Origin of the sequence: Novosphingobium sp. NDB2Meth1 (assembly GCF_900117425.1) — a bacterium.
Classification (GTDB): domain Bacteria; phylum Pseudomonadota; class Alphaproteobacteria; order Sphingomonadales; family Sphingomonadaceae; genus Novosphingobium.
This window is the reverse complement of sequence record NZ_FPEH01000015.1, coordinates 413,922-427,842: the sequence shown is the minus strand read 5'-3', so window position 1 is coordinate 427,842 and position 13,921 is coordinate 413,922. Positions and strand designations below refer to the sequence as shown.

The 13,921-nt window shown below is 65.3% G+C and carries 14 protein-coding genes; 4 read left to right on the top strand and 10 right to left on the bottom strand.

Annotated elements, in window-relative coordinates:
- Both NDB2M1_RS11490 and NDB2M1_RS11485 read right to left on the bottom strand, forming a co-directional pair.
- The gene (locus NDB2M1_RS11490) at window positions 1–909 is read right to left on the bottom strand and encodes a DMT family transporter (protein WP_072382393.1); all 909 of its coding nucleotides are present in this window, start codon (window positions 907–909) and stop codon (window positions 1–3) included.
- A 77-nt stretch (window positions 910–986) separates the two neighbouring features.
- The gene (locus tag NDB2M1_RS11485; protein ID WP_171955374.1) at window positions 987–1,370 is read right to left on the bottom strand and encodes a GtrA family protein; all 384 of its coding nucleotides are present in this window, start codon (window positions 1,368–1,370) and stop codon (window positions 987–989) included.
- A 104-nt stretch (window positions 1,371–1,474) separates the two neighbouring features.
- On the opposite strand from NDB2M1_RS11485, the gene NDB2M1_RS11480 reads away from it, so the two are divergent.
- Window positions 1,475–2,986, top strand: a complete 1,512-nt coding sequence (locus NDB2M1_RS11480) for a hypothetical protein (protein ID WP_216233998.1) — start codon at window positions 1,475–1,477, stop codon at window positions 2,984–2,986.
- On the opposite strand, the gene NDB2M1_RS11475 is transcribed toward NDB2M1_RS11480, so the two are convergent.
- Entirely contained in the window at window positions 2,983–3,690 is a 708-nt protein-coding gene (locus tag NDB2M1_RS11475; protein ID WP_171955373.1) for a class I SAM-dependent methyltransferase, read from the bottom strand. The genes NDB2M1_RS11480 and NDB2M1_RS11475 overlap by 4 nt on opposite strands.
- The gene (locus NDB2M1_RS11470) at window positions 3,687–4,706 is read right to left on the bottom strand and encodes a glycosyltransferase family 2 protein (protein ID WP_072382387.1); all 1,020 of its coding nucleotides are present in this window, start codon (window positions 4,704–4,706) and stop codon (window positions 3,687–3,689) included. Before NDB2M1_RS11470 ends, NDB2M1_RS11475 begins: the two co-directional genes overlap by 4 nt.
- Before the next feature lie 221 nt (window positions 4,707–4,927).
- Here NDB2M1_RS11470 and NDB2M1_RS11465 point away from each other — a divergent pair, with 221 nt between their 5' ends.
- Both NDB2M1_RS11465 and NDB2M1_RS11460 read left to right on the top strand, forming a co-directional pair.
- Window positions 4,928–6,445, top strand: a complete 1,518-nt coding sequence (locus tag NDB2M1_RS11465; protein ID WP_171955372.1) for a CpaF family protein — start codon at window positions 4,928–4,930, stop codon at window positions 6,443–6,445.
- A gap of 56 nt (window positions 6,446–6,501) precedes the next feature.
- Complete coding sequence (locus NDB2M1_RS11460) at window positions 6,502–7,404, top strand: DMT family transporter (protein WP_253185854.1); 903 nt, start codon at window positions 6,502–6,504, stop codon at window positions 7,402–7,404.
- On the opposite strand, the gene NDB2M1_RS11455 is transcribed toward NDB2M1_RS11460, so the two are convergent.
- The gene (locus tag NDB2M1_RS11455; RefSeq protein WP_072382656.1) at window positions 7,401–8,957 is read right to left on the bottom strand and encodes a long-chain-fatty-acid--CoA ligase; all 1,557 of its coding nucleotides are present in this window, start codon (window positions 8,955–8,957) and stop codon (window positions 7,401–7,403) included. The two genes, NDB2M1_RS11460 and NDB2M1_RS11455, sit on opposite strands and share 4 nt — an antisense overlap.
- Window positions 8,958–9,086: 129 nt before the next feature.
- Between NDB2M1_RS11455 and NDB2M1_RS11450 the strand changes: the two genes are divergently transcribed.
- Complete coding sequence (locus NDB2M1_RS11450; protein WP_072382381.1) at window positions 9,087–9,221, top strand: entericidin A/B family lipoprotein; 135 nt, start codon at window positions 9,087–9,089, stop codon at window positions 9,219–9,221.
- Here the strand turns inward: NDB2M1_RS11450 and NDB2M1_RS11445 are convergent.
- From NDB2M1_RS11445 to NDB2M1_RS11425, 5 genes are read right to left on the bottom strand one after another with little or no spacing between them, the layout of a single operon-like run.
- On the bottom strand, window positions 9,218–10,384 hold the full coding sequence (locus tag NDB2M1_RS11445; protein WP_072382378.1) for a deoxyguanosinetriphosphate triphosphohydrolase: 1,167 nt from the start codon (window positions 10,382–10,384) through the stop codon (window positions 9,218–9,220). The two genes, NDB2M1_RS11450 and NDB2M1_RS11445, sit on opposite strands and share 4 nt — an antisense overlap.
- A 57-nt stretch (window positions 10,385–10,441) precedes the next feature.
- Window positions 10,442–10,774 (bottom strand): hypothetical protein, encoded by a 333-nt coding sequence (locus NDB2M1_RS11440; protein ID WP_072382375.1) that lies wholly within the window; start codon window positions 10,772–10,774, stop codon window positions 10,442–10,444.
- Window positions 10,771–12,114, bottom strand: a complete 1,344-nt coding sequence (locus tag NDB2M1_RS11435; RefSeq protein WP_072382373.1) for an APC family permease — start codon at window positions 12,112–12,114, stop codon at window positions 10,771–10,773. Before NDB2M1_RS11435 ends, NDB2M1_RS11440 begins: the two co-directional genes overlap by 4 nt.
- A 41-nt stretch (window positions 12,115–12,155) precedes the next feature.
- On the bottom strand, window positions 12,156–13,631 hold the full coding sequence (locus tag NDB2M1_RS11430) for an NAD(P)(+) transhydrogenase (Re/Si-specific) subunit beta (RefSeq protein ID WP_083554814.1): 1,476 nt from the start codon (window positions 13,629–13,631) through the stop codon (window positions 12,156–12,158).
- Window positions 13,631–13,915, bottom strand: coding sequence for a proton-translocating transhydrogenase family protein (locus NDB2M1_RS11425; RefSeq protein WP_072382371.1), 285 nt, complete (start codon window positions 13,913–13,915; stop codon window positions 13,631–13,633). Before NDB2M1_RS11425 ends, NDB2M1_RS11430 begins: the two co-directional genes overlap by 1 nt.
- Window positions 13,916–13,921: the final 6 nt, after the last annotated feature.

Below are 13,921 nucleotides of genomic sequence, written 5' to 3'. Positions count from 1 at the left end.
CTACTCGGTGCCCTGCGGCTCGTCCGTCACGCGCCCTGCCCGCCACAGGTAAAGCCCGGCGCCGACAATGATCGCCGCCCCCAGCAGCGCCGTCGCGTCGGGCGTTTCGCGGAACAGCATCCAGCCATAGAAGCCGGCCATGATCAGCTGGAAATAGGTCATTGGCGCCACGGTCGCAGCCCCTGCGCGCGAGGTTGCCATGTAGATCAAGGCATGGGCGCTGCTGCCCGTCACGGCGATCATCGCGCTCTTGGCGACGACGCTCATCGGCGGTGCGCCGACGTGCAGGATCGCGATGCCGCTGAAATGGCCGATGAGGGTGAAAGCAATCAGGAACAAGGTCGCGAAGATCGCCACGTTCACTTGCATCGAGAGCGCCGAGCCCTGCCCCAGCACCGCGCGGTTGCCGATGATCAGCAGCGACATGCCCATTGCTGCCAGCAGCGGGAGCACGGCGGCAGGCCCGATCACCACGAAATTCGGCCGCAGCACGATCAGCACGCCGATGAACGCGACAATGCTGGCGATCCAGGTCTCGCGCCGCATCGGTTCGCCGATCAGCGCGGCGGCGAGCAGCGCGGTGACCATCGGGCTGGTGAAGGAAATCGCGGTCGCCTCGGCAATCGGCATGATCTGCACGGCGGTGAAGAACGTCGTGGCCGAGAACGCGACACCGAACCCGCGCGCGGCGTGCCAGCCCACCTTGCTCATGGCAAACCCGGCCCAGCCCTCGCGCCAGAGCAGGATCGCACCGAGCCCCAGGGTGCCGAACACATAGCGCAGCGCCGCAATGGCGGGGCCCGGCCACATCCCGGCCATCGACTTGACCAGCGTGTCACCCGTTGAAAGGAATGCGAAACCGCCCAGGGCCAGCAGCAGTGCCGTCGCTTCGCTGCGCTTTTCTGCCAAGTGTCTCTAGCCCCCGGTTGCGGCGCAGACGGTTGTGCGCGGCGGTCGGGCTTGTCAACGCAGCTTTATGCGCAGTTTCAATTTGCCGGCTTGAGCTCGCGGAACACAAGGGTCTGCATGGCGAAGTAGACGCCCGCGGCAAGGAACGGCACGAGGATCGCCTGCCCCACAAGCGGCGTGAAACCGGCCCGCGCCAGCAGTTCTAGCGCGACCGAATTGATCACGCACTGCCCGGCGTAGACGCCCAGAAAGCGGGGCAGCAGGCCGAGCTCGCTGCGGGCGAAGACGAGGTGGCCGATCGAGCGGAAATTGAACAGCGCACCCAGCGCCGTCATGCCGACCACAGCCCAGAACTTGGGAGCGCCGGCGAGGATGAAGATCGCGAACAGCAGGTAGCCGAAGGCCGTGTTGAGCACGCCGACCAGAATGAAGCGAAGCCAGCAGGGAAGCCTTCCGAACATGAACATCACCCTTGGCCGAACACGGCAAATTATCCGTTAATGGTTCCCCGGCTAGACTGGCAAGACCAAACGGGTTGCGTTAGCCAGCGGGGATGAACGGGTTGATGTCAGGCGCAATCGCCATGCCGCAGGCGCAGCCCGACCGGGCCGTCGGCGGCGGTACCGTTCTTGCGATGATCGCGGCGTGGCTTGCCTGCGATCAACTGCTCCTGCTGGTCTATCTCGGCATCGCCTCGTCTTGGCTGATCATCCCGGGCCTTGTCGGCGTGGCCTGGCTGACCGTGCTTGTGCGGCGCGGCGGCGCAGCGCTCGGCCGCATCCCCCTCACCCGGCTCGCGCTGTGCCTGCTGGCCGCGCTGGTCGTGCTCGTGCTCGGCGGCGAAGGGCGGCTGTTCTACGCCAATATCGACTGGCAGGTGCGCGACGCGGTGCTGCGCGACATGGCGGTCAATCGCTGGCCCTTCGCCTATGTGGTGGGCGGCACCCCGACCCTGCTGCGCGCCCCCATCGGCATGTACCTCCTCCCCGCACTGGCGTGGAAGGCCGGCGGCGCCGCGTTCGGGACAGCGGTGCTCGTCGCGCAGAACACGATCCTGATCGGCAGCCTGCTTGCGCTCGGCTCTGTGCTGTTCGAGACCGCGCGCGCTCGGGTGCTGGCCTTGCTCACATTACTTGCATTCGGCGGGCTCGACATTGTCGGCCAGGCGATCAGCCGTCTGCCGATGACGGACCACCTCGAAAGCTGGGACCCGGGCCTGCAGTTCACTTCGATGCTCACGCTCGCGTTCTGGGTACCGCAGCATGCCTTTGCCGGGTGGCTGGCGGGGCTGATGTACTTGTTGAACCGGACGGGCCGAATCCGCTTGGGCACGTTCCTCGCGCTGATCCCGCTGACGGCCTTGTGGTCACCGCTCGCGCTGATCGGTGCGCTGCCTTGGGCTGCGTCTGCCGGTCTCGCCACCCTGTTCGCGCGCCGCCTCAGTCTGGCTGACGTGCTCATCCCAGCCCTTGCCACAGCGCTGGTGCTTCCGGGCCTCGCCTTCCTCGCCGCAGCCGGGGATGACGTGGGCCTTCGCGCCTATCCCGTTGTTCCGGTGCTCTACGCGCTATGCATCGTGGTGGAAGTCCTGCCGTGGGTTATCCCGGCCTTCGCACTCCACAAGCGCTCGCCGTTCGGCCTATCCGCGCCGCTCCTCGCTGCGGCGGTGCTGGTGATCGTCCCCTTCATCCAGATCGGCTGGTCGATCGACTTCATGATGCGCGCGGCGATCCCGGCGCAGACCGTGCTCGGCATCGTGATGGCCGACCATCTCGTCCGCACCACCCGCTGGCTCACGCCCGGCTGGCACTGGTTCATCGCCGCGATGCTCGCCCTTGCCTCGGTCACCGGCCTGCACGAAATCCGCCGCGCGCTCACTCTTCCAGCGGTCGGCGGCGGCACCTGCACCTTCTTCAAGGCGTGGGATCAGGAATTCGCTCACTACCCCAAGAACAGCTACCTCGCGCCCCTGCCAAAGACACCGCGCTGGCTCGTCGGCAAGGATCTGACGCTTGTACCGATCAGGGAACCGGCGCGCTGCTGGGACCGCGAATGGATCAGTCCAAGCGGCGCCTAGCCCTTGCGCGAAACCACGGCGAACAGCGACAGCCCGATCGGCATGTCGACCTTGCCGAGGATATGCCGCTCCAGCCCGAACACCTTTTCCAGCGCCCCGTTCAGCAGTTTGCCCGGAATGGCATCGAGCGGCGCATGACGGCCGGTGAGCCGCTGGGCATGTCGCTGCACCCAGGCAATCGGAAACAGCAGGCTGTTAAAATAGCCGATCCGCTCGACCTTCAGCCCCGCTTTAGCGATGCACTGCTCCAGCGAGCGCCGCGTATAGCGCCGGTGGTGATGGTGGATGACGTCATGCTCGGACCACAGCGAGGGCACCGCCGGTACCGTCAACAGCAGCTTGCCATCATCGCGCAGCAGGCCGCCAAGCCGCTGGAGGGAGGCCTCGTCCTCTTCGATATGCTCCAGCACATCGAGCAGCGCGATCAGGTCATAACTGCCGTCCGCCCGCGCCACCTGATCGGGCAGAGCGCCGAAATCGATCTCCGCCACCTGCTTCGCCGCCGCCTTGGCGCGCGCGGTCGGATCATATTCGAACGCATCAAGCTTCCCGTACCGCGCCAGCAGCGCCAGATTGCCGCCCGTGCCGCACCCGGCCTCGAGCACCTTGGCACCCGCTGGCGGACGGACGAACCGTTCGATCAGGCTGGCAATGATGCGGCGACGAGCGACAAACCACCAGTGCTTGTCCTCGACTGCGCTCATGCTCTCATACGCTGTGGGGTCCACGCCTTGTCCTCATGTACTGTGGTCGAAGGACCGGGATTGCCACCGGTCCCTGCGGAATCGCTTTCGCCCTCGACGATATAGAGCGGCCGCTGGCGCACTTCCTTGGCGATGCGGCCGACATATTCGCCCAGAATGCCGATGCTGAGCAGCTGGATTCCGCCGAGCATCAGCACGCTTACCATGATCGACGCATAACCGGGCACGTAGATCCCGGTGCTGAGCGTATGGAAGATCAGAAACCCCGCATAGGCGAACGCGATCAGCGCGGTCACCCCGCCGATGTACGTCCAGATGCGCAGCGGCGCGGTTGTTGAGGCGGTGATGCCGTCGATGGCGAGGCCCCAGAGGCGGCGGAAACGCCACTTGGTCTCCCCGGCCGCCCGCGTTGCACGCGAGTAATCGACCGTCGCGACCTTGAAGCCGACCCACGCGAACAGGCCCTTGTTGAACCGCGCCGTCTCACCGAGGCTGTTGACCGCATCGACCACCGTCCGGTCGAGCAGGCGGAAATCGCCCACGTTTTCCGGGATCGGCGTTTCCGAGACCATGTTGATCGCGCGGTAGAAGCCGTTGGCCGTCAGCCGCTTGAACCGGCCATCGGTCGAACGGTCGACCCGGCGCGCATTGACCACCTTGGCACCCGCCAGCCATTCGCGCACGAGCTGCGGCAGGACTTCGGGCGGATCCTGCAGATCGACGTCCATCGGCACGACCGCATCGCCCCGCGCACGGCGCAGACCGGCCGCCAGCGCCGCTTCCTTGCCGAAATTGCGCGAAAGCCGCACGAAGCGGATCATCGGATCGCGCGCCGCCAGTTCCGTCAGGATTTCAGGCGTCCGGTCCGTGCTGCCATCATCCACGAACAGCAGTTCGGCCTGCGCGCCCGGCCCGATTGCCGCGAGTGCGCGCATCAGATGCGGCTGGATTGCCTCGACGAAGGTGTCGATGCTGTCCTCTTCATTGAGCACGGGGATGATGATGGAAAGGTGCATCGGATCGTCGTCTCCGCGTTCAGTTCTATGCAACTGTAGTTAATCATTGGTAACCTGCCCAGCCTTGGCCGCCGCCAAAAACGCCATAATCCGGGCAATTCGCGGCCCCGGCGCCGTGATTTAGATTTCCTGAAGGTTTCGGCGCTATTCACCACGCATCGGAAGGTCGTGCTGACCATTGTCAGTCCACACATCTCCGTCACGAGAACAGGGAAATCTGCATGAGCGCATTTGGCCGCAAGTCCGGAGTCAGCGGGGGAAGCACTGCGATGCGTCCGTCGTTCGGCGTGGCGCGTCCGATGAAGGCGGGCGAAGGTTCGGCCGCGCCGGTTCCGATGCCGATGGGCGGCGAGCAGTTCCCGCCGCTGCCGAACATGGATGTCGCCGATGCCGGCGGCAAGGACAAGAACGACGCGATGACGCGTCTGGCTGACCGCATAAACGGCATCAACGAGCCAAACTATCAGGCGGAAGGCTTTGAAGCCTCGGTCCACAAGATCAAGGAACAGGTGCTCCCGCGCCTGCTCGAACGCGTCGATCCCGAAGCGGCCGCCACGCTGACCAAGGAAGAGCTTTCCGAGGAATTCCGCCCGATCATCATGGAAGTGCTGGCCGAGCTCAAGGTCACGCTCAACCGGCGCGAACAGTTCGCGCTGGAAAAGGTGCTGATCGACGAGCTGCTCGGCTTCGGCCCGCTCGAGGAACTGCTCAACGATCCCGAAATCTCCGATATCATGGTCAATGGCCCCGAGCAGACCTACATCGAAAAGAAGGGTCGCCTCGTTATCGCGCCGATCCGGTTCCGCGATGAAAGCCACTTGTTCCAGATCGCCCAGCGCATCGTGAACCAGGTCGGCCGCCGCGTCGACCAGACCACCCCGCTCGCCGACGCCCGCCTCAAGGACGGCAGCCGCGTCAACGTCATCGTCCCGCCGCTCTCGCTGCGCGGCACCGCGATCTCGATTCGTAAGTTCTCCGAGAAGCCGATCACGCTCGACATGCTGCGCGATTTCGGTTCGATGTCCGACAAGATGTGCACCGCGCTCAAGATCGCGGGCGCCTGCCGCATGAATATCGTGATCTCGGGCGGTACCGGTTCGGGTAAGACCACCATGCTCAACGCCCTGTCGAAGATGATCGACCCGGGCGAGCGCGTGCTGACCATCGAAGACGCCGCCGAACTTCGCCTGCAGCAGCCGCACTGGCTGCCGCTCGAAACGCGTCCGCCGAACCTCGAAGGCCAGGGCGCGATCACCATCGGCGACCTCGTCAAGAACGCCCTGCGTATGCGTCCTGACCGCATCATCCTGGGCGAAATTCGCGGCGCGGAGTGCTTCGACCTGCTCGCGGCGATGAACACCGGCCACGATGGTTCGATGTGTACGCTCCACGCGAACAGCCCGCGCGAATGCCTTGGCCGTATGGAAAACATGATCCTGATGGGCGACATCAAGATCCCGAAGGAAGCCATCAGCCGCCAGATCGCCGAATCGGTCGATCTCATCGTGCAGGTGAAGCGCCTGCGCGACGGTTCGCGCCGCACCACCAACATCACCGAAGTGATCGGGATGGAAGGCGATGTGATCGTGACGCAGGAACTGTTCAAGTTCGAGTATCTCGACGAGAACGAGGACGGCAAGATCATCGGCGAATTCCGCCCCTCGGGCCTGCGCCCCTATACCCTCGAAAAGGCGCGCCAGTTCGGGTTCGACCAGGCGTACCTCGAGGCCTGCCTCTGATAGTGCCTCTGATCTAATCACTTGATCGGCATGCCCCCTGCCCTATGGCGGGAGGCATGCCGCCCCGCCAACGACCGATCTACGCGCTGGGCTTGCGCCTTGCGGCCATGCTGGCGCTGTCGGTCATGCTGCTGCTGGTGAAGCTCACCGGCGAGCACGGCATTGGCCTCCCCGAAACGCTGTTCTGGCGGCAGTTTCTGCCCGGTATCGCACTGCTGGGCTGGCTGGCCGCGCGCGGCGAGATCGGGCGCCTCTACACCAAGCGCCCCCTCATCCACGCCCGCCGCGCGCTCATTGGCGGGCTGGGCATGTTCCTGACGCTCGGCGTGGTGCAGATCCTGCCGCTGGCCGAAGCCACCGTCCTCGGCTTCACCGCACCGATCTTCGCCGTGCTGCTCGCGGTCGTGCTGCTCGGAGAGAAGGTCGGCTTGTGGCGCTGGACGGCGGTGGCGCTCGGCCTCGTCGGTATCGTCATCATCGCTGGGCCTGACCGCGCGCATCTGCCGCTCAACGGCCTTGCCACCGGCATCGGGGCGGCCTTCATGGTCGCGCTTATCTCGATCCAGCTGCGCGATCTTGGCCGCACCGAGGAGCCCGTCAGCGTGGTGTTCTGGTTCTCCGCGTTCTGTACACCGGCGTTTGCATTGGTCTTCCTGAGCATCGGCCTGCCTCACCATGATCTGGCAGGCTGGGCCATGCTGCTCGGGATCGGCGCAACCGGGCTGGCCGCCCAGCTGCTGATGACCGCTGCCCTGCGCTATGGCAGCGTCGCCAGCGTGATCGTGATGGACTATTCGCAGTTCGGCTGGGCAACGCTGTGGGGCTGGCTGTTCTTCGCCCATGTCCCAGGCCCGCAGACGTGGATCGGTACGCCCGCGATCATTGCCGCAGGCCTGATCATCGCGTGGCGAGAGCAGGTCCGCGGCAGCCGTACGGGCGAGCGGTCGCCCGCTGCCTAGTTGACCTGCCGGTCCATGCCTTCCCAGTAGGGCTCGCGCAGGTTGCGCCGCAGGATCTTGCCTGAAGGATTGCGCGGCAGTGCCGGGATCACGTCGACCGACTTGGGCACCTTGAACCCTGCGATCCGCTCGCGCGCCCAAGCGATGACACTCGCCTCGTCCACCTCGCAGCCCTCGCGAGGGACAACGCAGGCCTTCACCGCCTCACCCCAGCGCGCGTCCGGCACGCCGATCACCGCGACTTCGGCGACTTGCGGGTGCCCATAGATCGCGCTCTCGACTTCCGCCGGATAGACGTTCTCGCCGCCCGAGATGATCATGTCCTTGATGCGGTCCTGGATGAAGACATAGCCGTCCTCGTCCATATAGGCGGCGTCCCCGGTGCAGACCCAGCCATCGGCAGTCATCGTCTTGGAGGTGGCTTCGGGCAGCTGCCAGTAGTGGAGCATGTTCGCCGCCGAGCGCGTCTGGATTTCACCCACGGTGCGGCGCGGTACCTCGTTGCCTTCGCTGTCGACGATGCGGATCTCGACCCCCGGCGAAGCCTTGCCCGCCGAACGCATGCGCGCGTTCCCTTCAAGGTCGTGGTCAGAAGGCGGCAGCACGGCGATCGTGCCGGTCGTCTCGGTCATCCCATAGCACTGCATAAACGAAGCGTTGGGGATCGTCGTCACCGCCTGCCGCAACAGTTCGAGCGGGATCGGCGCGGCGCCGTACATCACGTACTTGAGGTGGGTGAAATCGGTCTCGGTCGCCTTGGGATGCTGGATCAGCATCTGGAGGGCGGCAGGGACGATGAAGAAGCGGGTGATCCCCTGCCCGATCGCCGTCAGCGCGCCGTCCGCGGTGAACTCAGCCTGCACGATCGCGCGCACGCCCGCGCAGAAGGCCATCGTGCCGAGCCCCGTACCGCCGATATGCGCGCAAGGCATGCAGACGAGGATCGCCTCGTCGTCGTCCCATTCCGCCCAGGGCAGCCCGGCATCGAGTGCCGGCGCGCGCAGCCCCATGAAATTGCGCTGGCAGAGCACCGCCCCCTTGGGCCTGCCGGTCGTGCCGGACGTATATAGCTGCAGGAACGCCGCTTCCGGTTCTGCCGCCGTGACAGGACCAGCCGGACAGGTCGGAATGGCCGCCCGCGCCTCAGCTTCCTCGATCACCTGCGGACGCTGCGGCGCCTCGGCGGCAAGCTGGTGCGAGACGGCCTCGAACCCCTCGCCCGCGAACACCAGCTTCGCGCGCGTGTCTTCGAGGATATAGGCCATCTCCGCCGGGGCCAGACGCCACCCGATCGGCACCATGACCACGCCGATCCGCCCGCACGAGAGCAGCATCTGGAAATAGAGATCGCAGTTCTTGCCGATCCACGCGACGCGGTCCCCCTTCACCACCCCATGCGCGGCCAAAAAGGCGGCAAAACGCCGCGAAAAGGCCTCGATATCGGCATAGGTCGTGATGCGGCCATCCTGCTCCTGCGCGACAGCATCGGGCTTCACTTCCGCCCAGTGCCGGAAAAACGCATCGAATGTCTCGAAACCCGCCGTCTCGCGCATCAACCTGTCCTCACCCTTGTGCCGCATCGGAACCTTGAGGGCCTGCGCACGTTATCCCGCGTGATGCAGAGGACGTGCGGACCCGGTCGGGACGCGCGGCTTAATCAGGTGATTAAAGGGACAACGACCATGGTACGCAAGGTGATTTTTTCCGTCGCACTAGCCGGCCTGCTCCTTGGCACGGCCGCTTGCAACACGGTGAAGGGCGCGGGCCGGGATATCGAATCGGTCGGCAAGGCCGGGGACGATGCCATCAACCACTAGACGTTGCTGAGGCCCTCGGGCCGCTCGCCGAACAGCTTGGCATAGCAGTCCATCGCGTACTTGTCGGTCATCCCTGCGAGGAAGTCCGCGATGTGGCGGCTGCGCGCGGGATCGTGCGACGGAAGACAATCCCGCCAGCTTTCCGGCAGGTTTTCCGGCGCCGTACGATAGGCCGCAAAGAGACGCGCGATCACCGCCCGCGCCCGGTTCGCCGTCTCGACCTGTTCGGGATGGAGATACAGGGTCTTGTACATGAAGGCCTTGAGCGTACGCTCCTCCGCCGCCATCGCCGGAGAGAAACCGCACAGCGACCGGCCTGCTGCCCGCACTTCGTCCGCACTCAAGGCGCCGCTGTCCTTTAGCCGCAGCCGCGTTTCGCCGATGACGTCGTTGACCATGCGCCCGATCTGCCCGCGCACCAGCTCGCGCAGCAGCCGGTCGCGTGGCGCGCCGGGGAAGCGGGCCTCGATGTCGCGCCACTGTGCTTCGAGGGAGGGCAGCGACAGCAGCGTGTCGAGCGTCAGGAACCCGGCGCGCAGCCCATCGTCGATGTCGTGGTTGTCGTAGGCGATATCGTCGGAAATCGCCGCGACTTGCGCCTCCAATGAAGCGTGCTGCGCCAGTTCAAGCGGGAACGCGGCGTCGAGTTCGGCCAAGGCCCAGGTCGGTTGGTAGACCGGGCCATTATGTTTCGCGAGGCCTTCCAGAAGTTCCCAAGTCAAGTTGAGGCCGTCGTGCCGAGGATAAGGGCTTTCGAGCCGCATCAGCACGCGCAAGGTATTGGCGTTGTGATCGAAGCCGCCGCAGTCGGCCATGGCCTCTTCGAGCGCATCCTCCCCCGCATGGCCGAAAGGCGGATGGCCGATATCGTGCGCGAGGCAGAGCGCTTCGGTAAGGTCCTCGTCGAGCCCCAGCGCACGCGCGATCACGCGGCCGATTTGCGCGACTTCGAGACTGTGGGTCAGCCGCACGCGGTAGTGATCGCCATCGGGCGCGATGAATACCTGCGCCTTGTGGCGCAAACGGCGGAACGCGATGGAATGGATGATGCGGTCGCGGTCGCGCTGGAACATGCTGCGCGGGCCTCGCATCGTCTCACCCGCGACGGCGAATTCGCGCCCGCGCGAGCGTTCGGGATCGCAGGCCCAAGGTGCGCGGGTCATGGCAAACGGGCCTGCATGCGGGAATGGAACCTCAAGCCGGAACGGGATGAGCGCGCCCTAGCCGGGCTTGCGCTCCGGCGCCAGACCGCTGGCACAGAGGAGCGCCGAACCGACTGTGACTTCGATCAGTTCGCGATCTCCCACGCGGCGGACGGTCATCACGTAATCGGCAATGGAACGCTTGGGAGACTGGAGCGCCTGCAGCTTGCGCAACTGCCCCAAGGTCAGGCGATCAGTCATCCGCTCGGCCATGCAGGCGGCATTGGGTTCGGAAAGCCCGGCATCGAGCAGCGCCGAACGCACTCGCCCCTCGGCCAGCTTGGCCGGTGTGCAGGCGGTGACCAAAATGGCAAGGGCGGCAAGTGCGGCGGCACTGGCGCGGACAGTCATTCCAGATCGCTCCCGGTGAGGCGGACCGTGGCCCGGCCCGTCCGATGCGCCCACTCATGCCACAGAAACGCCGCGACAAACACCGAAACGAGCAAGGCCATCGAGACCCGCCCGGTATCCGCATCAGCCCAGCTTGCTGCGACGATCGAGACGCTGAGCAGCAGCGCGATGACCGGGGCCAGCGGGTGCAGCCGGATGTGGAAGTGCCCGGTGAGGCAGCCCGCCTTGCGCCCCGCCAGCACGGCAAGGCCCAGCAGCAGGCATTCGGAAAAGTTGCCGCTGGTAAGCAGAACAAGCCGCCGTTCGCCCAGAAACGTGCAAAGCCCGCCGATCACCAGCAGCAGGAGGAGTGCCCCGGTCGGCGCTCGGGTGCGGGGATGCACGATGCGCAGCACGCGGTTGATCGGCTCCACGAACACCCCGTCGCGGCCCATGGCGTGAAGCTGCCGCGATAGTGCCATCAGGATGGCGATGACGCTGTTGAAGATCGCCGCGATGATGCCCAGCGACACGAGCGAGCTGACCAACGGATTGGTAGCCCGGTCAAGGAAATGCGCCATCGGCGCCTCGGCGGACAGCGTCGCGGGCACATCGTCCATCGCGAGGATCATCAGCACCGTCGGCAAGGCAATGAACAGCGCCGCGACAAGGCCGGTCCAGGCGACGACCGGCCCCATGCGGCGCTTGGCGTCGCGCATGTCTTCGGCAAAGAACGTCGCCCAGTCAGCTCCTGCGGACATGAACGCGCCAGCGACAACGGCCAGCGCCACGCTGGCAGGCGGTGTCGCGGCGAGGCTGTCTCGCCCGGCCGTCATCACCGGGCTGAGGACGAGGCCGAGGTTCGCGGCGTTGAAATGCATGACGGCCGCGCCGGTGAGCACGGCCAGCGCGAGCAGTTCCACCACCAGAAACGCCGCGATCACCTGCGCTCCCCGGCGGATTTGCGACGAGGCGATCAGTGCCGCCAAGGCCAGCGTGCCAAGCGCCGCCGCGTCTGGCGGCAGCCATGGCAGAAACAAGCGGATGTAGGGAACTGCTCCCACCGCACCGAATGCGATGAGCGGGAAGATGATCACCGTGCGCAGGATGACGAAAGGAAAGGTCCAGCGCGGCCCGAGGATCGCATTGAGCGCGGGATAGACGCCGCCCGCGCCGGGATAACTCGCCGAAAGCTCGGCGAACAGCAGAGCCATCGTGGCTGCGAGTATCCCTCCGCCGATAAAGCCGAGCGCCGCACCGGTACCGGCCAGGTGCATGATGGCATTGCCGCCGATAAAGACCGAAAGGACGGGAGACAGCGCCGAGATCGTCAGCAGGAAGACTTCGCCGGGTGAGAGCACCCGGACGAAGCTTCCCTTGTGTGCTGACGAAAGTTCCTCGCTCAGTGGGCAAGCGCCTTGTTGATGTCCTCGACCATCTTCTTGGCGTCGGCGAGGAGCATCATGGTCTGGTCCATGTAGAACACGTCGTTGTCGACACCGGCATAGCCGACACCGCCCATCGAGCGCTTGATGAACATGACCGTCTTGGCCTTGTCGACATCGAACACCGGCATGCCGTAGATCGGCGAGGACTTGTCGGTCTTCGCCGCCGGATTGACCACATCGTTCGCGCCGATGATGAACGCGACGTCGGCCTGCGCGAACTCGCCGTTGATGTCCTCGAGTTCGAAGACCTCATCGTAGGGCACGTTCGCTTCGGCGAGCAGCACGTTCATGTGGCCGGGCATGCGTCCCGCGACCGGGTGGATGGCGTACTTGACGTTGACGCCTTCCTTCTTGAGCAGATCGCCCATCTCGCGCAGCACGTGCTGGGCCTGCGCCACCGCCATGCCATAGCCCGGGATGATGATGACGTTTTCGGCTTCCTTCATCAGGAACGCCGCGTCTTCCGCCGAGCCACGCTTCCACGGGCGCTGCACCTTGGCGCCGCCGCCGGCCGCCGCTTCCGGCGCCGCGCCGAAACCGCCCGCGATGACCGAGATGAAGCTCCGGTTCATCGCCTTGCACATGATGTACGAGAGGATCGCGCCCGACGAGCCGACGAGCGCGCCGGTGATGATCATCGCGGTGTTGTGCAGCGTGAAGCCCATCGCCGCCGCGGCCCAGCCCGAGTAGGAATTGAGCATCGAGACGACCACCGGCATGTCCGCGCCGCCGATCGGGATGATCAGCAGGAAGCCGATGATGAAGCTCAGCGCGGTGATCACCGCGATCACCCACGGCGCCTGATCCTGCGTGAAGTAGCCGACAAGGCCAAGGATCGCGACGAGCGTGCCGAGGTTTATCGCATGGCGGCCTGGCAGCATGATCGGCGCGCCGCTCATGTTGCCGTTCAATTTGAGGAACGCGATGACCGAGCCCGAGAAGGTGATCGCACCGATGGCGATGCCCAGGCCCATCTCGATCCGGCTCTGCGGCTCGATGATCCCGTCAAGCCCGGCAATGCCGAACGCGATGGGGTTTAGGTAGGCCGCAAGACCGACAAGCACCGCGGCGAAACCGACCAGCGAGTGGAAGGCCGCGACGAGCTGCGGCATGTCGGTCATCTTGATCCGCCGGGCCGTGACGAAGCCTAGGCCGCCACCGATGGCGATGGCGCCTGCAATCTCAGGCAAGCTGGCGAGGCCATGCGTTAGCAGCGTGGTGACCATGGCAATGGTCATGCCGATCATGCCGTAGCGGTTGCCCGCGCGGGACGTGGCAGGGCTAGAAAGCCCGCGCAAGGCCATGATGAACAGAACGCCCGCAACGAGATAGAGGAGCGGAACGATCGGGCTGTTCTCTGCAGTCGGGTAAGGAAAGGCGTTTGCCGGAGCTGCAGCAGGTGCGGCGGCAGCAAGAAGGGAGAGGATCATCACTTCTTCTCCTTCTTCTTGTACATCGCCAGCATGCGCTCGGTGACGGCGAAGCCGCCGAAGATGTTGACCGAAGCCAACACCACCGCGAGCAGTCCCAGCCACTTCGAAATGACCGAACCTTCAGCAGCGCCAGCGACCAGCGCGCCGACGACAATGACCGAGGAAATTGCGTTGGTGACCGCCATCAGCGGCGTGTGCAGCGCAGGCGTGACCGACCAGACAACGTAATAGCCCACAAAGCAGGCCATCACGAACACACTCAGAATTGAAATGAAGTCCATGTCAGC